A 19,252-nucleotide genomic window follows, 5' to 3' on the forward strand; every position below is an offset into this window, starting at 1 on the left:
TATACTTTCATTGTAGAACAGGGACGCCAAAAATGCAAAATAATTATTTATAGGGGGTGTATTGTTTTATTCGCATAGTGCATAGAAAACCATTGAACCATGTGTAGTACCGTGTTAGTATAAAGGTGAATAGTTATACGTTTGTACTTTTTCTGTGAGGAGGTTTTACTATGTCGGACGAGGTTCGTTCCATTCCACCCATAGAACCGGTGTTAGATCCTAAGAAAGATTACGTAGAGATTAACTCATATGTAGTCTTCTGGGGCTTGTTCTATGCGGCAGTTTTCACACTGGCTGTTGGCTATTTATGTTTGAAAATCGGTCAAACAGTAGATGCTTTTGCGCCAGTATCTGTACTTGCTATGGGTACAGCAGTTATTTTAAAGCGGCAAAATGCTTTTGCCGAAACGGTACACATTCAAGCTATCGCTAGTTCTAGTACGAACACATTAGCAGGGGCTATGTTCTTCTTGCCAGCTCTTTACATCTGGAATGTAACAGATGTATCATTTGTACAAATGGCGATTCCTATCATTCTTGGCGGCGTTTTAGGTGTTTTATTATGCGTTATGTTCCGTCGCTATTTCGTTGAGGAAATGCACTATGTGTATCCGTTTCCAAGTGGTCGTGCTGCAGCGGAAGTATTGATGAGTAATGAGGGGAGCAAAGCAAAACTTATGCTTGGCTCTGGTTTAATTGCTCTCGTGTATGACTTTATTCTTAATAGTTTGGGGTGGTGGCAAGAGGTTATTCGCACTGCTACCTTTAAGTGGGGGGCAGCCCTTGCAGATCAAACTAAGCTAACTGCAGCGGTAGATACTGATGCAGCATTGCTTGGCCTTGGTTATTTCACGGGCCTTCGCTATGCGGCTATCATTGCAGCCGGTTCTTTCTTCTCTTGGTTTGTATGTATTCCGATTGTGTACTATTTAGCACCTGAACATATTATGCAAATTGGCGGTCATGCAGTTCCATTGGGCGAGGCCCCAATTCGCAAGGTATTCCTCGATTATGTTCGTCATATTGGTATCGGCATGCTCGCTATGGCAGGCATTATTGGTTTAATTACAATGTCTAAAGTGGTAGCAAATGTTGTTAAAAATGCAGTGCTTGATATCTTTAGTTCTAAAACTGTAGATGTTAATTTGCTTCGTACACAACGTGATGTACCTACATCTTGGATTGGTGCTGGCATCTTGTTATGTACAGTTTTATTTGCAGCATATTTCCATTTTATGTATGCTGAAAGCTTCGGACAAACAATTGTAGTATTCTTAATTGTTCTTATTATGTCATTCCTATTATCTGTAGTGGGGATTAGCTCCATCGCTTATACAGGTACAGAACCAGTTTCAGGTATGACAATCTTTATGATTATTATCTCCGCTGTATGCTTAACCGCAGCAGGTATGACTGGTAAGGTCGGTATGATTGCAGTCCTCATGATGGCATCCTTTATTGGTACTACTATTGGGATGGCTGGTAACTTTATGTCTGAACTTAAGGTGGCACATATGACAGGTGCTACACCTAAGAAAATGGAACAATGGCAAATCGTTGGTACTATTCTTTGTGCCGTACTTTCTGTAGGTGTTATGATTCTTTTAAACGATGCTTATGGATTTGTAGGAGATCATGCATTAAATGCACCTCAAGCGAATGCTATGGCCGCAATCATTGAGCCAATGATGACTGGTGGTAGTGCTCAATGGCCTCTTTACATGGCTGGTGCATTATTTGCAATTATCTTGTGGATGGTAAGAGTTCCGCCGTTGGCATTTGCCTTGGGCACATACTTGCCAATGGAAATTAATACACCATTACTTATCGGAGGTTTGATTGCGTATCTTGTACAAAATAGTACAAAAGACAAAGAATTGGCAGATCTTCGCTTCTCCAAAGGTAGTACAATTGCCTCTGGTCTCGTAGCCGGTGGTGCTATTGGATCCTTGTTCAGTGCGGTACTTCGCATTGTAGGTGTTGATGTATTTGCTCAAGCCTGGGTAGAAACACCTGAAGCGACATACCTCAGTATCGTAATGTATTTATTACTCTGTACGTTCTTGTACAAGGTAGCTATGTATATAAAAGCTAAACATGCTAAATAAATTACATACTATATATCCTAAATGAATTGAATAGCTTATTTATTCTATAAATAACCAGGAATCCTCCATTTTGGGGATGACCGCCTTTATCAAGTTTCATCTATGCTTGGTAAAGGCGGTCTTTTTATATACTTAGGAATGTTATTTTCGATATAGCTAAAAACTATATCAATTCAATACCTATTGGTATAGTTGGATTTGTTGACCCTTACTATATCGAATGTTATCATAAAACTATAATACCTTTAGAGGTATTATTTTTATTATGCTCATAAGTGTAAGTATAAATATATTAGTTGATTAAGAAGAACTCTGTTTCTAGATAGAACGGAGAGAAGTAAGGGTAATAATATGAAATTTAAGAAAATAGCAGCTCTATTAGGGGCTTTCACCATTGCTAGTAGTTTATTAATCGCAGGCTGTGGTAAGGAGGGGAATAGTCAGAAGGCATGGCGCGTAGGTACTGATGCGACCTATGCACCATTTGGTTTTAAAGACAAAGATAGTGGTAAATTAGCTGGATTTGATATTGATATTATCAATGCGATTGCAAACGAAGAGGGCATAGAAGCAGATATTCAAAATCTAAACTTTGATGCGCTTTTACCAGCATTACAAAGTAATACCATCGACATCGCTATTTCGGATATGACTATTTCTGAAGAACGAGCAAAATCCGTTGATTTTAGTAAACCGTACTATATTGCAGGTAATGGTCTCGTTGTGAACATTGATAACACCAATATTAATAGTTTTAAGGATTTAGAAGGTAAGCGCATTGGTGTATCCATCGGCTCTACTGGCGCAGAGATTGCCAGCAAGATTCCCAATGCCGATGTACGCCAGTTTAATATTATCGTTGATGCTTTCTTAGAACTACAAAATAAAGGCGTTGATGTAGTTATCAACGATACACCAGTAAACGAATATTATGTTAATGGTAAGGGCAAAGGTATCGCAAAGGTTACTGGAGAGGACTATGATGCGGCACCACTAGGTATTGCTGTGAAAAAAGGCAATACAGAGTTGCTTAACAAAATTAATGATGGTTTGGCTAAGATCAAAGCAAATGGTAAATACGCAGAAATTTATAAGAAATGGTTTGGTAAGGAGCCTCCAGCAGAGGTATTAAAATAGTTTGTAGATAGTACCAGAATGTATTATTTGATATAATATGCTAGGTAAGCCTCGTGTTATATGAGGGTATGTATAGAATGGGTGATATGATGGCTAAACGAAGTGCATTTTTAGATATTATTAAGGAAAAGGACGCCCTCGTCTTAGATGGAGCTTTAGGGACCGAATTAGAGCGTTATGGCTGTGATATTCAACATAAGTTGTGGTCTGCTAAAGTTCTCATGGATCAGCCAGATATCATTAAGAAAATACATATTTCTTATTTAGCTGCGGGTGCCGATATCATTCAAAGCTCTGGCTATCAAGCGACAGTAGCAGGCTTTAAAGGTTTAGGTTATGGCACGGAAGAAGCGATAGAGCTCGTTAAACTATCTGTTCGTTTAGCCGTGCAAGCTCGTAATGAGTTTTTAGAAGCAAAGGCGAGTGGAGCGCTTACATTGCGTGGTATTAAACTTGGTGAAGAGACTCCTGAGGGGGTTAAATATTTTTCTGAAGGTGCTTTACCTAAACCGTTGGTGGCAGCCTCTGTAGGTCCTTATGGCGCTTTTTTGGCGGATGGTTCTGAATACCGTGGGTATCCTGATGTACAAACAGAATATCTAGAGGTATTCCATATTCCTCGATTAGCGTTATTCTGTGAAGAAAATCCAGATATATTATCCTTTGAAACCATACCGTCTTATGCTGAAGCGATCGCTATTGCGAGAGCTATGTCTGATCCGTTTACATCCAAAGGTATTCCTGCATGGATTGCTTTTTCCTGTAAAGATGGGCACCATGTTTCTAGTGGCGAAACCATTATTAAATGTGCACAAATGATTGATAAGGTACATCCTATTACAGGGATTGGCATTAATTGTACCAAACCGGAATATGTAGAATCATTGATAAAAGATATTCGTACTGTTACAGATAAACCGATTGCTGTATATCCTAATCTTGGTGAAAGCTATGATAGTAAAACTAAAACTTGGTATGGCGATGCTGCATCATTTGTAGACTACGTTGAGGTATGGCGAAAAGCTGGAGCTGAAATCATTGGTGGCTGTTGTAGAACAACACCTGAAATTATCGGTGATATTGCAAAGAAAATTCACAACTAATATAGTGTGATATACAAAAAGCTATTCGAGTATAATTCGAATAGCTTTTTCTTTATATGCAAATAAAAAAGCAGTGCGAAAGCACTGCTTTTACTATGGCGGAGAGACAGGGATTTGAACCCTGGGTACGGGATAACCGCACACATGATTTCCAATCATGCTCCTTCAGCCGCTCGGACACCTCTCCATGTATTCTGTTGTGTAACAGGTACTTGTATAGTATATGAAAAAGTTAGATTTATGTCAAGCAAAAAAATAGTAGAATTATTGCATATTTACAAGGCTTTTAAAATATAGTATTTGATCTCAATAAATGGATATAAACCAAAAATCATAGCTTGGTTTTAGGCGTATAAAATGTGGTATATAAAAAGAAAAGCCGCCTAAATAGGCGGCTCTTGTATTAGAATACGTCTTTAATTTCAGCAGCTTCAATGGACGCTTTGATATCGTCTGCCATTTTTTCAATTAATGGAAGATCTTCTTCTTTCAAAGAGGATTTGATATCTAGTGGTTCGGAAACGATTTCAATGTCTTTGAAATCATTTTCGAAATGGGAAACCATTGTTTTCATCGCAGCGGAAGCCCAAGAGTGGTTACCGATGATGGATACTTTATGGTTTTGGAAGTTAAGGGCTTTTAATTCATGGATAAAGTTTTCCATAGTAAGGTATAGATTCAAGTTATATGTAGGTGCGATAGTTACCAAGTTAGTATATTTCCAAGCATCGGAGATGATGTAGGAAGCATTAGTTTTGGAAACATCGTAAATTTTGATATCTGTAACGCCACGTTTGGAGAGTTGTTTAGCCAATTGTTGAGCAATAGCACGAGTATTGCCGTACATGGAACCAAAAGCGATAACAACACCTTTTTGTTCGGCTGTATAGCTGGACCAATGTAAGTATTTGTGCGTGATATATTGGATAGATTCAGGGGTGCGCCAGATTGGACCATGAAGTGGAGCAATGCGTTTGATATCAAGGCTAGAAATTTTGCGAAGCGCATTTTGTACTTGTGGTCCGTATTTACCAACGATATTTGTATAGTAACGGCGAGCTTCTTCTTCGTATGTAGCTACGAAATCGGTTTGGTCAGCAAAGATATTACCATTAACTGTACCGAATGTACCAAAAGCATCTGCAGAGAACAATGTGCCTGTAGATTTTTCGTATGTACAAGTTACTTCAGGCCAGTGAACCATAGGCATAGTGTAAGAAACCAAAGTATGTTTACCTAAACAGATTTCATCGCCTTCTTTAATTTGATGGTATTGTTCTGGTTTTGGAGTGTTATAGAATTGCTCAAACATGCGGAATGTTGTAGCATTACCTACCATTTTACAATTTGGATACCGTTCCAATGTTTCCAATAATGTTTGGCAATGATCAGGCTCCATATGGTTTACGACGATGTAATCGAGTTCACGACCATTTAAGAGGTGAGTCAAGTTGTCGAAGTACTCTTCACGAATTTCAGCATCTACAGAGTCTACCACACAAGTCTTTTCATCGTCGATGAAATAGCTGTTATAGCTAACACCATTTGGAATAGGAAATAAGTTTTCGAAACGTTCTGTTGTCCAGTCATTACTACCAATCCAGTAGATATTATGAGTCATTTTCTGAGCACAATGCATAATAAAATCCTTTCTTAACCCACACTAGGTATGTTATAGCTTTACATGAGAACTCATGTTTGTAAATATAGTATCAATTTATAATACTAATATTTTCGAAAAAAATCAATATTGAAAAAGCCTACTTGAAGAAGTAGGCTTTCACAAGAAAGTTCATAGTAATCAATTATTTGAAGTATTTTACACCAGATGTAAAAATTGGCATTTCTAGTTGTCCAGGAATATTTTTGCTAATGCCTGCACCACAGCGTTCGGAGTGTGCCATTTTGCCGAATACGCGACCATCAGGGCTGTAAATACCTTCGATAGCAGCTACAGATTGATTTGGATTGAAGCGACTATCCATGGAGGCAATACCATCAAAGTCTACATATTGTGTAGCGATTTGGCCAGTTTTATTGAACTCTAACACTTGTTGAGGAGAAGCTATAAAGCGACCTTCGCCGTGGGAAATTGGTACCGTGTAAATTTCACCTGCCTTGGCATCGCTCATCCAAGGAGATTTAGTGGAAATAACTTTCGTATTAACCATGCGAGATAAGTGACGACCAATGGTATTGTATGTCAATGTAGGATGATCTGCAGTTAACGTTTCAATATGTCCACCAGGTAATAAGCCTAACTTGATGAGCGCTTGGAAGCCGTTACAAATACCTAATACAAGGCCATCTTGTTTGTACAATAGGTTTTCTAAACCTTCTGCAAGGTATGGGTTGCGGAAGAGGGTGGCTATGAATTTACCAGAACCATCTGGCTCATCACCAGCACTGAAACCTCCTGGGAACATAAGAATTTGAGACTCTGCTAATTTAGCTTTGATTACGTCGATAGATTCTTTTAATTGTTCTGGAGTTTGGTTGCGGATAAGCACGATATCTGTTTCTGCACCAGCCCGTTCAAAGGCGCGAGCAGAATCAAATTCGCAGTTTGTGCCAGGGAATACTGGAATAAGAACTTTTGGTTTGGCACCTAGGGAGGTGCTGCGAGGTTTAGCGTGTTGATCATGAATATAAGCGACTGCTTCACCAAAGCCGTTTGGTGCATGCATAGGGAAGATATCGTTTAGAGGTGCTTCATAAGCATCTTGTATTTCTTTGAGAGAAACAGATTGTCCCTCCCATTCGATAACAGGTGTGGCTTGGGTTACACCGATAACTTTCACATCAGGTAACTCTAAAAGATAATTAACAGCCGTAATATCTACTTCAACGATGAAGGAACCGAGAGCTGGTTGGAAGATACCACGTTCAGCGTATTTATCGAATTTAACACCAATATTGTTGCCAAGGGCCATTTTAGTGACTGCTTCAGGAATGCCGCCTTGATCAACTACATAGGCAGAGTAAACGCGACCTTTTTCAATTTGTTCTTGTAGTGTATCGCAGTTTTCTTTGAATCGATCCCAATCAGGGGTGTCATCGTATTTACGAGGTACATCGAAGAATACGAGACGGTGATCTACGCCTTTAAGGTCTTGGCTCACAATATTATCTACATGAGCTGTACCAACCGCAAAGGATACGAGGGTAGGCGGAACCGTAAGGTCCATAAATGTACCGCTCATAGAGTCTTTGCCGCCGATAGCTCCGATTTCAAGTTCTTTTTGTGCCTTATAAGCACCGAGAAGTGCAGCTACTGGTTTACCCCAAGATTCTTTAGAGTTGAGGCGTTCGAAATATTCTTGTAATGTTAAGTATGCATCTTCACGGCGACCGCCAAGAGCTACTAATTTTGCTACAGATAAAAGCACTGCATATTGTGCACCATGATAAGGACTCCATGCAGATAACTCGGGTACAAAGCCATGAGTCATGATGCTAGCCGTTGTAGTTTCACCGTTTAGAACAGGTAATTTAGCCACCATGCCTTGGGTAGGCGTTTTTTGGAACTTACCACCGAATGGCATGAGCACCGTATTAGCACCCACAGTGCTGTCAAAGCGTTCTGCTAAGCCTTGTTGGGAGGCTGCATTTAAATCGGATACAGCTGCGAGCCATTTTTCTTTGAAGTTATCTGCACTAGCAGAACCGCGTAAGAAGTAGGAGCGATCTGCTGGAGCTTTTACGATAGCTTCTTGTTGTTGGCTAGCACCATTTGTATTTAAAAAGTCTCGGCTAATATCTACAATTGTTTCGCCATTCCAGTTCATAACAAGGCGATTTGTATCAGTTACCTCAGCTACAACTGTGCATTCCAAGTTTTCTTCGTCGCAGTATGATTTGAACGCTTCTACATCAGAAGCGGCGATGACACAGGCCATGCGCTCTTGTGATTCAGAAATGGCTAACTCTGTACCGTCGAGGCCAGCGTATTTTTTAGGAACTAAGTCAAGATTGATTGATAAACCGTCAGTTAATTCACCGATGGCGACAGATACACCGCCTGCACCGAAGTCATTACAACGTTTGATAAGTGTCGTTACTTCGCCACGACGGAATAAACGTTGAATTTTTCGTTCTGTGAGGGCGTTGCCTTTTTGAACCTCTGCACCGCATGTGGATAGAGAATCAACGGTATGTTCTTTAGAGGAACCTGTAGCGCCGCCACAGCCATCACGACCAGTTTTACCGCCCAGTAATACTACAACATCACCGACAGTCGGCTCTTCGCGGCGAACTTGGTTGCGAGGTGCGGCACCGATAACAGCACCAATTTCCATGCGTTTCGCTACGTAGCCAGGATGGTAATATTCTTTTACTTCGCCTGTAGCAAGGCCAATTTGGTTGCCATAAGAGGAATAGCCTCGAGCCGCTTCTTGGGTGATTTTCTTTTGTGGTAGTTTTCCTTCTAACGTATCTTCAAGACTTGTACGTGGATCGCCAGAGCCTGTGATGCGCATAGCTTGGTATACGTAAGCGCGGCCACTCAATGGGTCGCGAATACAGCCACCTAAACAGGTAGCTGCGCCACCAAATGGTTCGATTTCTGTAGGGTGGTTATGGGTCTCGTTTTTAAACAATAACAACCATTCTTCGGTTTTGCCGTTTACATCGACAGGTACGATGATAGTACATGCATTGATTTCATCGGATTCATCGAGATTTGTTAGGCCGCCAGCGTGGCGTAATTCTTTTACAGCTAATGTAGCCATGTCCATGAGGGAGCGAGCTTTTTTCTTAGTTTTGTAGAGCTCGGTACGGCCTTCCATATATTCTTCGAGGGCTTCCTTTATAGAGCCTGTGAAGCGACTGTCTTCAATAGTGATATCCGTCAATTCCGTCATAAAGGTAGTGTGACGGCAGTGGTCAGACCAATATGTATCGAAGAGGCGAATTTCTGTAATTGTAGGATCGCGGTGTTCTACCTCTGCGTATTGTTGTCTAATCATTTGAAGGTCTGCTAATGTCATAGCAAGGCCGTATTTTTTGATGAGCGCTTCTAAATCAGTATCGCTCATTGTAGTAAAGCCATCGATTGTTGCCACTGGCTTTGGATCTTCTAAATCGAGAGCTAATGTATTTGGTACATCAAGGCTCGCTTCGCGGGAATCAACAGGGTTAATGTAGTATGCTTTGATGGCATTTTCCTGTTCTTTAGTGAAAGTACCTTCGATAGCGTATACGCGAGCGCAACGTACGATGTGGCCAGATGTAAGGGTGAGCATAGAAATACATTGCTCTGCACTGTCAGCACGTTGATCGTATTGACCTGGCACATATTCAACAGCGAATATAAAGCCTTGAACACTTGGAACTTCTTCTAATACTGTATCTACAGGAGGTTCAGAAAAAATTAAATTTTTAGCAGACTCTAGATCTTTTGCATCTAAATTTTCGATGTCGTATCGCTCATAGATAGTCACATCTGTAGCAGGCATAGATAATTCCTGTTGTAAGGTAAGTAACATGCGTTGTGCTTCTTGGTTGAAAGATTCTCGTTTTGTTACGAATAATCGTTGTATAGCCATTGTAGCCTCCTGTAATGTATATAATTCCCTATGGGATATTGACAAATTAAGTATAGTCGGTCTAGACTTATAAGTAAAGATAATCTTACTAATAAAAAGATTAGAAGTACTAATAAATATGAAAGGTTCATGAAGGTCATAAGACCTAACTTTCATGAAGATTTCTACATATTCATTATATATTGAGAGTCTATAGTTATAATAGAGTAATGATATGTATATTTAAAAGTAAGACGTTACTATTAGTATATAACAGAGGTGAATAAAATGGCAGTATCTGCAGATTTATATAGAACCTTTTTAGGGGTAGGCTTATATTTATCTTTTTCCCGTGCCGCAAAAGAATTAGGCGTGTCCCAATCCGCCATTAGTCAAAGTATTAAACAATTAGAAGGGGAACTTAATATGCCCCTCTTCGTGCGTACTACAAAATCTGTAGGGTTCACGCCAGAAGGCAAAGAATTGTTTGATACGGTAGCTAAAGCTTTCTCCATTCTTGATAATGGTGTTACCCAATTACAAGAACGTGTTAGCCAAGCTTATGAAAGTTTAAATTTGGCTGCCACAGATACTTTGTGTCGCCATTTCTTATTGCCTTATTTCCATAAATGGCAATTACAAGAAAGTGAAATTGGCTTACATATTATCAATCGTCCGTCTCCTGATTGTGTAGAATTGGTACTCAATAAAGAGGCGCAATTAGCCGTGGTTAATGATTATGAGGGATTGAGAGATAATCCTCAGTTAGAGGTAACTACGCTAGCTACAATTCAAGACGTCTTTGTTGGCGGTCCTGACTATAAAGGGGCGGGATTCTTTGATCAAGGGCGCCTTCTTAACGAGCCTATTTTGCTCTTGCATAAAGGCTCTGCTAGTCGTACATTCTTTGACGATGTGACTCATGGCGCTTGTCGTAAGCCTCGCTTTGAATTAGGTAGCGTCGATGTATTACTAGACCTTGTAGAAATCAATATGGGTATTTCCATGTTGCCTAATCATGTGGTGCAACAAAAAATGCAAGAAGGGACGATTGTGCGCATCGATACAGATATTCCGGTACCAACACGGGACATTGTGCTTGTGCGCTCACGCTTGGTTCCTCAATCTGAAGGGGCTGCGAGATTTACTTCCTTGCTAGTTAATCGTGAAAGTACTCGAGATAAAATTTTATAAGAAAAAGACATGTTTAAAGACATACTTTAGGAAACTTTCTTAAAGTGTGTCTTTTTATATATTAGTGTAAGTTTTGCCGTGCTATATTATATTCTTATAAAGCAGTTGAGTTATATAATTCATATACAAAATATTTAAGTCATATTTGCAATGACATTTATGGGTTATATTATAAGACTTTTACTAGATATAGGTTGACCCTAAGGGGTTGTTTACGTTAAAATTTAAAGATAGTTATGCGGAGGTATGAGCACATGGAATTATTAAAAGAACGCATTCGTGAAGAAGGGATTGTCCTCAATAATCGGGTGCTAAAAGTAGATGGTTTCTTAAACCATCAAATCGATCCACAATTGTTTAAGGCAATTGGTAAAGAAATCGCGGATCGTTACCGTGATGCAGGTGTACAACGTATTGTTACCATCGAAGCATCTGGTATTGCGTTGGCGTTGATGGCCGCGCTTGAACTGGACGTGCCATTGGTATTTGCGCGTAAGAAAAAATCCATCCTTATGGTAGATGATGTATATCATAGTGTTGTGTACTCTTATACAAAAGAAGAGAATTATGATATCACTATTTCTAAAAAATTCTTGCCAGCTGGTGAAAAAGTGTTGATTATTGATGACTTCTTGGCATCTGGCGAGGCTGCTATGGGCCTTGCTAAATTGGTTCAAGACGCAGGTGATGAAGTGGTAGGAATGGCGATTGCTATCGAAAAATCCTTCCAACCTGGTCGTGAACGCCTCGAAAATGCGGGCTACCGTGTAGAGTCTTTAGTTCGCATTAAAGAATTCAAAGATAATGGTTGTGTGTTTATCGAAGACTAATTAGTCTGATTATTGTTTGAGGGAATTATGAATAAAAAAGCAGAAAAATTCGACTTACTCGTTGCTGATCTTAACAAAGGCGGCAACACTTGGTTTACTAAGGAAGAAATGACAGACGATCTTAATACAGTTGTATATCATGGTCGTTTGGATGTTCATGATCATAGCCTACCTGTGTTCATCGTTGTAGACGACTCCGCGTTCACTTATGCACGCATTGCTATCACAACAACATCTATTGATGAAAAAGTGATTCCTGCCGTGTTGAAAGAGCTTAACACGTTAAATCAAGATTATAAAGTGTCAAAATACTATGTGAGCGTTGAAGACAATAATATTTATATGGATGTGTCTATGCCATGTTTAAATGAACAATTTGATCCTACCGTAGTAGTAAATCTTTTGCTCGAAGTAATTCAACCGCATTTAGATGCTGTACATAAAGATATTCTTAAAGTAGCTGGTTTAGCTTAATAGAGGTTGTTATGAATCCTAAATCCTTATTATTTGATAAGTTCTTGAAAGAAGAAGAAATCATATCTTTTGAACGCAAGGATTTTGATGATGAAGACGGTACAGTAGTATATCGTTCTTATATCAAATCCCCATTATGGGATATGCCTTTGTTTGTCATTCTCGATAACAGTATTTATAGCGTGATTCGTTTAGTGTTGGGCCCTGAAAAGGTAACGGCACAAAATATGAACGCTTTGAATGCCTTGATCAATCGGGATAATGCGACGTATAAAAATTACAAACTATATATTGATGAACAAGATTCTAGTTTATACTTGGATTGTGTATATATGTGTGGTGATGATGCGTTCGAGCCGGCATTGATGTATGCGTTGATGTCTTCTATTGTAGATTATATTCCTGAATCTGTAGGTGAATTGAAAGCTGCCTTTGAAAGTGGTACTCACTAATCAATAATAGATACAAGTTAAGTGGTCTAATGTTCGGAATTATGAAAAGCGGATAACCTGTTTTTAACCGGGTTATCCGCTTTTTTATATGGATAAGTAAAACCATACAAATATTATGATTGATAGAATAAATTTATGCTGTTATAAGATTGCAAAGATAGTATTCTATTTTGCAGATTTATTTAAGCTTAATTTATATGATGCAATCTATCTTTTTGTAATAGTTCGGAATATAACGAATGATAAAAATATTTAATAAAAAAATATTCGAAAATAGTATTGATTTTGTAAATGTTAGGTGTTACAATTTGAGTACAAGAAGGAGGTAGCGCCGTGAACTATGCAAATCAACACATTCAAAGCAAGTCTACGGAGGCTACTTGTGCGCATTTGTCCCAGTCTGTTTCGGCTGGGCTTTTTTATTAGGAGGATCTATGAAGGTCGGTATTATCATGGGCAGCAAGTCTGACCTAGACACAATGAAAAAAGCATCTGCCGTACTTGATGAATTTAACATTTCCTATGAAATGGTTATTGCCTCAGCTCATCGTACCCCAGAGGCTGTAAAGAATTTTGTTACACGACTTGAAGGTGAAGGAGCTATTGCTTTTATTGCTGGTGCAGGCGCAGCGGCTCACCTACCTGGTGTGGTGGCGAGCTTCACTACACTACCTGTTATCGGCATTCCTCTTAATGCAACCGCATTAAAAGGTATTGATTCTCTACTTGCTATTGTACAAATGCCATCTGGCATGCCTGTAGCAACTATGGCTGTAGATGGTGCTAAAAATGCAGCGCTCTTTGCAGTACAAATTGGAGCAGCTTTCAATAAAGACCTGAAAGAACAATATCAACAATATCGTAAAGATATGGCTGAAAAAGTCTTAGCAGACAATGCAGAATTACAAGGTGCTATTCATATTTAATCATATAAATCATTGGCGATTAAATATTGGTTAAGAAAAACAGTTTATTTAGATATCTATTACATAGTTTGTATCATTAATTTATGATAAAGGAGAAAGATCATGGCTAACATCGATTTGGAAAAATTAACATTATTGTACGAAGGCAAAGCAAAACAAGTATATGCAACAGATAACAAAGATGAGTACATCGTTCATTACAAAGATGATGCCACTGCATTTAATGGTGAAAAACATGACACCATCCTTGGTAAAGGCGTGTTGAATAACAAAATTTCCTCTTTCTTCTTTGAATTGTTGAAAAAAGAAGGCGTACCAACTCATTTCGTTCGTCGTGAAGATGATCGCAACCAAACAGTACTTACATTGAAAATAGTTCCTCTTGAAGTTATCGTTCGTAATATTGCGGCTGGCTCTATGGCTAAACGCTTTGGCATTGAAGAAGGTACACCACTTAAACATCCAATCCTTGAATTCTGCTACAAAAATGATGAATTAGGCGATCCATTTGCCAATGAATCCCAAATCACAGCACTTGGTTGGGCTACTCAAGAACAACTTGATGTAATTTCTACAATTACTTTAAAGGTAAATGATATATTGAAGAAATTTTTGGCTACTAAAAATGTGACCCTTGTAGATTTCAAGGTAGAATTTGGTACCCATAATGGTGAAGTTTTATTGGGTGATGAAATTTCTCCTGATACATGCCGTTTCTGGGATGCTACAACTGGTGAAAAACTCGACAAAGACCGTTTCCGTCGAGATCTTGGTAATATTGAAGAAGCATATAAGGAAATGTTATTCCGTCTTACAGGTGAGCGTGCCTAATAGGGGGGAAGATGAACTACGATTCTGTTTTTGATAAATGGCACGAAGAGTGTGGTGTGTTCGGCATCTATGATAGGACCGTTGATGTAGCACGCTATGTATATTGGGGACTATTTGCTCTCCAACATCGTGGTCAAGAAAGTGCGGGCATTGCTGTTACCGATGGTCATGATGTAGAACTGAAAAAAGGCATGGGCTTGTTGACCGAGGCTATCAAAGAATTACCATCTTTGCCAAGCTATATGGGGACTGGTCATGTGCGGTACTCTACGACTGGGTCCAATAATCCGCGTAATATCCAGCCTTTGGTTATTCACTACCAAGGCGGTCAAATTGCGGTGGCTCACAATGGAAACTTAACGAATGCCTTATCTATTCGAAAACGTCTTGAAGCCGATGGTTCCATCTTTCAAACGACGATGGATTCTGAGGTTATCGTAAACTTGATAGCCCGTTCTAAAGCAGAAACACAAGCGGAACGGATTGCCGATGCGGCGCGTCAAATTGAAGGGGCGTTCTCTTTAGTCATTACTACGAACGACTCTTTAGTAGGTGTACGAGACCCTCAAGGATTTAGACCACTTTGTTTAGGTAAAACTGAAAATGGTTATGTGCTCTCTAGTGAAAGCTGTGCTTTTGATGCGATTAAGGCAGAGTTTATTCGTCATATAGATCCTGGTGAAATGGTTATCATCGATGACTCTGGTGTGCGTAGTACTATCTATGCGGAACCAGAAATAATCGATAAAAAACTTTGCGTCTTTGAATACATCTATTTTGCACGTGGCGATAGTCATATCGATGGTCAATCCGTATATCAATCTCGGCTAAATATGGGCCGCGAACTATATAACGAAACTAAGTATGATGCGGACATCGTAATGTCCATTCCGGATTCCGGTACAACAGCTGCATTAGGTTATGCTCGTGCATCGGGTATCCCTTTTGCAGAAGGTTTAGTTAAGAACCGTTATAGCGGTCGTACCTTTATTAAACCAAATCAAGAGGAACGAGAATTAGCTGTTCGTATGAAGCTAAATGCATTGCCACATATTGTTGGAGGTAAGCGTATCGTCCTTATTGATGATTCTATTGTGCGCGGTACTACGAGTGGTATCATTGTAAAAATGCTAAAAGAGGCTGGTGCTAAAGAGATTTATATGTGTATTAGTTCTCCAACTATTGAGTATTCCTGTCACTATGGCATTGATACATCGGTGCGTAAAGAACTTATAGCAGCTACTCATACAGTGGATGAAATTAGAGATTTTATCAAGGCTGATAAATTACATTACTTGTCTCGTGAAGGCCTATGTCGTGCTGTATCTGATGTAAAGCCAGATGATTTATGTTTTGCATGTTTCAATGGTGATTATAGTGTAGCGGTTCCTGCGGACCAAGAGGAAGGGGTCAAATATGTGCTCGAATAAAACTAGTTTAACCTATCGTGATGCAGGTGTTGATATCGATGCAGGTAATCGCGCCGTAGAACTGATGAAAGAATCTGTTAAACGCACGTATACACCGGGTGTTGTTGGTGATTTAGGTGGTTTTGGGGGACTCTATTCCTTAGCTGGTCATGCTATGTCTGATCCTATGCTCGTATCTGGTACAGATGGGGTGGGCACCAAATTACGTCTCGCTATTATGATGGATAAACATGATACTATCGGTCAAGACTGTGTAGCTATGAGTGTTAATGATATCCTCGTACAAGGTGCTACACCTTTATTCTTCCTCGATTATATTGCGGTTGGCAAACTAGAGCCTGTAAAAGTGGCGGATATCGTACGTGGTGTAGCTGAGGCGTGCGAAGAATCAGGCTGCGCTTTACTAGGCGGTGAAACTGCTGAGATGGCAGGTTTCTACGATGATGAGGATTATGATGTAGCTGGTTTTGCCGTTGGTATCGTAGATCGTCCTAAATTGATTACTGGTGAAAGTATTAAAGCTGGTGATGTGATTTTGGGCTTGCCATCTTCTGGAGTACATTCCAACGGCTTCTCTTTAGTTCGTAAAATTGTATTCGATCATAAAGGTTTCTCCATTGATCAAAATATTCCTGAATTCGGCAAAACACTGGGAGAAGAATTATTAACACCAACGCGCTTATACCCTAAGGCTGTTTTGCCTTTGATTAAAGAAAATCTAATTAAAGGTATGGTTCATATTACGGGAGGGGGCTTCTATGAAAATATTCCTCGCGTCTTACCGACGGGAGTAACGGCAGAGGTCGATTGTGACACATGGCCTCGCCTTCCTGTATTCGAAAAACTACAAGAATGGGGCAATGTAGATTGGTATGAAATGTACCGTACTTTTAACATGGGTATCGGCATGATTCTTATAGTGGATGCTGCGGATGTGGATCGAGTAAAGGCAAATCTTGAAAGTCGTAATGAAGCGGTATATGAAATTGGTCATATCGTTAGCGGTGAAGGTCCAGTTGTTGTAAAAGGGGCGGTATTTAATGACTAGTTCCGTAGCTAAAAAGCGTCTAGCTCTATTCGCAAGTGGTAGAGGCTCCAATGGGGAAGCCCTTTATAAAGCCATGCAAGAAGGATATATTAATGGTGAGTTTGTAGTTATCATTACAGATCACGGTGATGCAGGGATTGTTGAACGTTCTAAACCTTGGAATATTCCACTCATTGTCATCGAGCGTAGCGACTATGATTCTAAAGCTAGCTTTGAACAAGCCCAGTTAGATGCGTTAGAGCCCTATAAGGTAGATGGTATCGTTTTGGCTGGATATATGCGCATTGTAGGGGCTCCATTGATTGAGCACTATGAGCATAGAATTTTAAATATCCATCCTGCCTTGTTGCCATCCTTTCCGGGACTACATGGACATCAACAAGCTATTGATGCGGGCGTAAAGGTAACCGGTTGTACGGTACACTTTGTTGATGCCGGAATGGATACGGGGCCTATCATTATGCAGAATACGGTTCCTTTATTACCGGAGGATACAGAGGATACCCTGAGTGATAGATTATTGCCTATTGAACATAAAACATATAAAGAGGCGTTGCGACTATTTTGTGAGGATAAGCTCACTATAAAAGGTCGTACGGTTTATTTTGAAGATTGATATGTGTAAGCAAATGGAGAGGTTACATGATTAAAAATGCACTGCTTAGTGTTTCTGATAAAACGGGTATTGTAGATTTTGCAAAAGGTTTAGTTGACTTAGGTGTAACCATTTATTCTACAGGTGGTACGCTTAAGGCGATTACCGATGCAGGCATTTCTGCAAAAGCTGTAGAGTCTTTGACAGGGTTTCCAGAAATGATGGATGGCCGAGTGAAAACTTTACATCCTAAGGTGCATGGTGGTATTTTGGCTATCCGTGATAATGCGGAGCATAAACAAGCTATGGCAGAACATGGTATCGAACCAATCGACCTTGTTGTGGTGAATCTTTACCCGTTCCGTGAAACCATTGCAAAACCTAATGTGTCTCTAGAAGAGGCCATTGAAAATATCGATATTGGTGGTCCTACGATGGTTCGTTCTGCAGCAAAAAATCATGCGTACGTAGGCATCGTAGTAAATCCAAATCATTATGATGAAATCTTGAAGATGCTCAAAGACCAAGGAGAATTGACTAAGGAATATCGCTTTGGTCTTGCTAAAGAAGCCTTTGCTCATACGGCGGCTTACGATGTGGCCATCGCTAATTATATGAGTGGAATCTTGAATGAAGGTCCTACACCTCCTGAGTATTTGAGCGCTTATGAAAAGGTAACAAATCTTAGATATGGCGAAAATCCGCATCAACAAGCAGCGTTCTACAAAGAAATTGGTACAGCTCATGGCATGGGGGCTTTGAAACAACTACATGGCAAAGAGCTTTCCTATAACAATATTGTAGACATGGAAGCGGCATGGAATATGGTATGGGAGTTTACTAATCCAGCTGCATGTATAATTAAGCATACGAACCCATGTGGTGCCGCTACTGCATCTACATTACATGATGCCTATGTAAATGCGTACGAAGCTGATGCCGTATCTGCCTTTGGTGGCATCGTAGCCTTAAATCGTGAAGTAGATGTAAGTACAGCGGAGGAAATGAGCAAAATTTTCTTAGAAGTTATTATGGCGCCAGCTTTCACAAAAGAAGCATTAGAAATCCTTGAAGCAAAGAAAAATATTCGCCTCATCGAGCTATCTAAGCCGGAATCTGGCCAAGTGACAGTGAAAAAGGTGTCTGGTGGTTTATTAGTGCAAACAGAAGACGATCTCGTAGAAGACCGCGCCAATTATAAAGTTGTTACGAAGGTACAACCGACAGAGGAACAATGGAAAGCCCTTGAATTTGCATGGAAACTCGTAAAACATGTAAAGTCCAATGCTATTTTGATTTCTAATGAAAAGCGTACCCTTGGAGTTGGGGCCGGTCAGATGAATCGCGTAGGCTCTGCAAAAATTGCCCTTGAACAAGCCGGGGAAGCCGCAAAAGGTGCTGTTTTGGCATCTGATGCATTCTTCCCCTTTGGGGATACCGTAGAAATAGCGGCAAAGCATGGCATTGCAGCTATTATTCAACCAGGTGGCTCTATTCGTGATGAAGAGTCCATCAAAGCGGCTGACGAAGTGGGCATTGCCATGGTATTTACAAGCATCCGTCACTTTAAACATTAATTGGTTAAGAACTATTAGCGGA

Annotated in this window: 15 protein-coding genes and 1 tRNA gene; 13 read left to right on the plus strand and 3 right to left on the minus strand. The window is 39.9% G+C overall.

Features of this window, described 5'->3' with window-relative positions; all coding sequences use genetic code 11:
* Positions 1-170: 170 nt before the first annotated feature.
* From VPAR_RS01775 to mmuM, 3 genes are all read left to right on the plus strand, one after another.
* Positions 171-2,108: an OPT family oligopeptide transporter gene (locus tag VPAR_RS01775; protein ID WP_012863922.1), complete on the plus strand. Its 1,938-nt coding sequence runs from the start codon at positions 171-173 to the stop codon at positions 2,106-2,108.
* Between the two features lie 351 nt (positions 2,109-2,459).
* Complete coding sequence (locus tag VPAR_RS01780; RefSeq protein WP_012863923.1) at positions 2,460-3,245, plus strand: basic amino acid ABC transporter substrate-binding protein; 786 nt, start codon at positions 2,460-2,462, stop codon at positions 3,243-3,245.
* Positions 3,246-3,322: 77 nt separating this feature from the next.
* The gene (mmuM, locus tag VPAR_RS01785; protein WP_012863924.1) at positions 3,323-4,348 is read left to right on the plus strand and encodes a homocysteine S-methyltransferase; all 1,026 of its coding nucleotides are present in this window, start codon (positions 3,323-3,325) and stop codon (positions 4,346-4,348) included.
* Positions 4,349-4,444: 96 nt separating this feature from the next.
* Here mmuM and VPAR_RS01790 read toward each other — a convergent pair.
* The 3 genes from VPAR_RS01790 to VPAR_RS01800 form a co-directional block, all read right to left on the minus strand.
* Positions 4,445-4,535: transfer RNA gene (locus VPAR_RS01790), tRNA-Ser, on the minus strand.
* Positions 4,536-4,751: 216 nt separating this feature from the next.
* Positions 4,752-5,987 (minus strand): FprA family A-type flavoprotein, encoded by a 1,236-nt coding sequence (locus VPAR_RS01795; protein ID WP_004693743.1) that lies wholly within the window; start codon positions 5,985-5,987, stop codon positions 4,752-4,754.
* 166 nt (positions 5,988-6,153) lie between these two features.
* A complete protein-coding gene (locus VPAR_RS01800; RefSeq protein ID WP_012863925.1) occupies positions 6,154-9,894 on the minus strand; it encodes a phosphoribosylformylglycinamidine synthase in 3,741 nt (1,246 codons plus the stop codon).
* A gap of 267 nt (positions 9,895-10,161) precedes the next feature.
* On the opposite strand from VPAR_RS01800, the gene VPAR_RS01805 reads away from it, so the two are divergent.
* The 10 genes from VPAR_RS01805 to purH all read left to right on the plus strand — a co-directional run bounded on the left by VPAR_RS01805 (position 10,162) and on the right by purH (position 19,230).
* On the plus strand, positions 10,162-11,067 hold the full coding sequence (locus VPAR_RS01805) for a LysR family transcriptional regulator (RefSeq protein WP_012863926.1): 906 nt from the start codon (positions 10,162-10,164) through the stop codon (positions 11,065-11,067).
* A 254-nt stretch (positions 11,068-11,321) separates the two neighbouring features.
* Positions 11,322-11,897 (plus strand): xanthine phosphoribosyltransferase, encoded by a 576-nt coding sequence (locus tag VPAR_RS01810; RefSeq protein ID WP_004693737.1) that lies wholly within the window; start codon positions 11,322-11,324, stop codon positions 11,895-11,897.
* Positions 11,898-11,924: 27 nt separating this feature from the next.
* Positions 11,925-12,371: a hypothetical protein gene (locus VPAR_RS01815; RefSeq protein WP_012863927.1), complete on the plus strand. Its 447-nt coding sequence runs from the start codon at positions 11,925-11,927 to the stop codon at positions 12,369-12,371.
* 11 nt (positions 12,372-12,382) lie between these two features.
* A complete protein-coding gene (locus VPAR_RS01820; RefSeq protein ID WP_012863928.1) occupies positions 12,383-12,823 on the plus strand; it encodes a hypothetical protein in 441 nt (146 codons plus the stop codon).
* Positions 12,824-13,257: 434 nt separating this feature from the next.
* Positions 13,258-13,749, plus strand: coding sequence for a 5-(carboxyamino)imidazole ribonucleotide mutase (gene purE / locus VPAR_RS01825; protein WP_012863929.1), 492 nt, complete (start codon positions 13,258-13,260; stop codon positions 13,747-13,749).
* 102 nt (positions 13,750-13,851) lie between these two features.
* Complete coding sequence (purC, locus tag VPAR_RS01830) at positions 13,852-14,580, plus strand: phosphoribosylaminoimidazolesuccinocarboxamide synthase (protein ID WP_008715457.1); 729 nt, start codon at positions 13,852-13,854, stop codon at positions 14,578-14,580.
* Between the two features lie 11 nt (positions 14,581-14,591).
* Positions 14,592-16,010 (plus strand): amidophosphoribosyltransferase, encoded by a 1,419-nt coding sequence (gene purF / locus VPAR_RS01835; protein ID WP_012863930.1) that lies wholly within the window; start codon positions 14,592-14,594, stop codon positions 16,008-16,010.
* Positions 15,997-17,058: a phosphoribosylformylglycinamidine cyclo-ligase gene (purM, locus tag VPAR_RS01840; protein WP_012863931.1), complete on the plus strand. Its 1,062-nt coding sequence runs from the start codon at positions 15,997-15,999 to the stop codon at positions 17,056-17,058. The genes purF and purM overlap by 14 nt, the downstream gene beginning before the upstream one ends.
* On the plus strand, positions 17,051-17,674 hold the full coding sequence (purN, locus tag VPAR_RS01845; protein ID WP_012863932.1) for a phosphoribosylglycinamide formyltransferase: 624 nt from the start codon (positions 17,051-17,053) through the stop codon (positions 17,672-17,674). Before purM ends, purN begins: the two co-directional genes overlap by 8 nt.
* Positions 17,675-17,700: 26 nt before the next feature.
* The gene (gene purH, locus VPAR_RS01850) at positions 17,701-19,230 is read left to right on the plus strand and encodes a bifunctional phosphoribosylaminoimidazolecarboxamide formyltransferase/IMP cyclohydrolase (protein WP_012863933.1); all 1,530 of its coding nucleotides are present in this window, start codon (positions 17,701-17,703) and stop codon (positions 19,228-19,230) included.
* The last annotated feature ends 22 nt before the right edge of the window (positions 19,231-19,252 follow it).

It is taken from the genome of Veillonella parvula DSM 2008 (genome assembly GCF_000024945.1).
Classification (GTDB): Bacteria; Bacillota; Negativicutes; order Veillonellales; family Veillonellaceae; genus Veillonella; species Veillonella parvula.

What these genes read in the sequence shown, in the direction of transcription:
- VPAR_RS01775 (WP_012863922.1), top strand. Translation starts at nt 171, where the DNA reads ATGTCGGACGAGGTTCGTTCCATTCCACCCATAGAACCGGTGTTAGAT.
- VPAR_RS01780 (WP_012863923.1), top strand. Translation starts at nt 2,460, where the DNA reads ATGAAATTTAAGAAAATAGCAGCTCTATTAGGGGCTTTCACCATTGCT.
- mmuM (WP_012863924.1), top strand. Translation starts at nt 3,323, where the DNA reads ATGGGTGATATGATGGCTAAACGAAGTGCATTTTTAGATATTATTAAG.
- VPAR_RS01795 (WP_004693743.1), bottom strand. Translation starts at nt 5,987, where the DNA reads ATGCATTGTGCTCAGAAAATGACTCATAATATCTACTGGATTGGTAGT.
- VPAR_RS01800 (WP_012863925.1), bottom strand. Translation starts at nt 9,894, where the DNA reads ATGGCTATACAACGATTATTCGTAACAAAACGAGAATCTTTCAACCAA.
- VPAR_RS01805 (WP_012863926.1), top strand. Translation starts at nt 10,162, where the DNA reads ATGGCAGTATCTGCAGATTTATATAGAACCTTTTTAGGGGTAGGCTTA.
- VPAR_RS01810 (WP_004693737.1), top strand. Translation starts at nt 11,322, where the DNA reads ATGGAATTATTAAAAGAACGCATTCGTGAAGAAGGGATTGTCCTCAAT.
- VPAR_RS01815 (WP_012863927.1), top strand. Translation starts at nt 11,925, where the DNA reads ATGAATAAAAAAGCAGAAAAATTCGACTTACTCGTTGCTGATCTTAAC.
- VPAR_RS01820 (WP_012863928.1), top strand. Translation starts at nt 12,383, where the DNA reads ATGAATCCTAAATCCTTATTATTTGATAAGTTCTTGAAAGAAGAAGAA.
- purE (WP_012863929.1), top strand. Translation starts at nt 13,258, where the DNA reads ATGAAGGTCGGTATTATCATGGGCAGCAAGTCTGACCTAGACACAATG.
- purC (WP_008715457.1), top strand. Translation starts at nt 13,852, where the DNA reads ATGGCTAACATCGATTTGGAAAAATTAACATTATTGTACGAAGGCAAA.
- purF (WP_012863930.1), top strand. Translation starts at nt 14,592, where the DNA reads ATGAACTACGATTCTGTTTTTGATAAATGGCACGAAGAGTGTGGTGTG.
- purM (WP_012863931.1), top strand. Translation starts at nt 15,997, where the DNA reads ATGTGCTCGAATAAAACTAGTTTAACCTATCGTGATGCAGGTGTTGAT.
- purN (WP_012863932.1), top strand. Translation starts at nt 17,051, where the DNA reads ATGACTAGTTCCGTAGCTAAAAAGCGTCTAGCTCTATTCGCAAGTGGT.
- purH (WP_012863933.1), top strand. Translation starts at nt 17,701, where the DNA reads ATGATTAAAAATGCACTGCTTAGTGTTTCTGATAAAACGGGTATTGTA.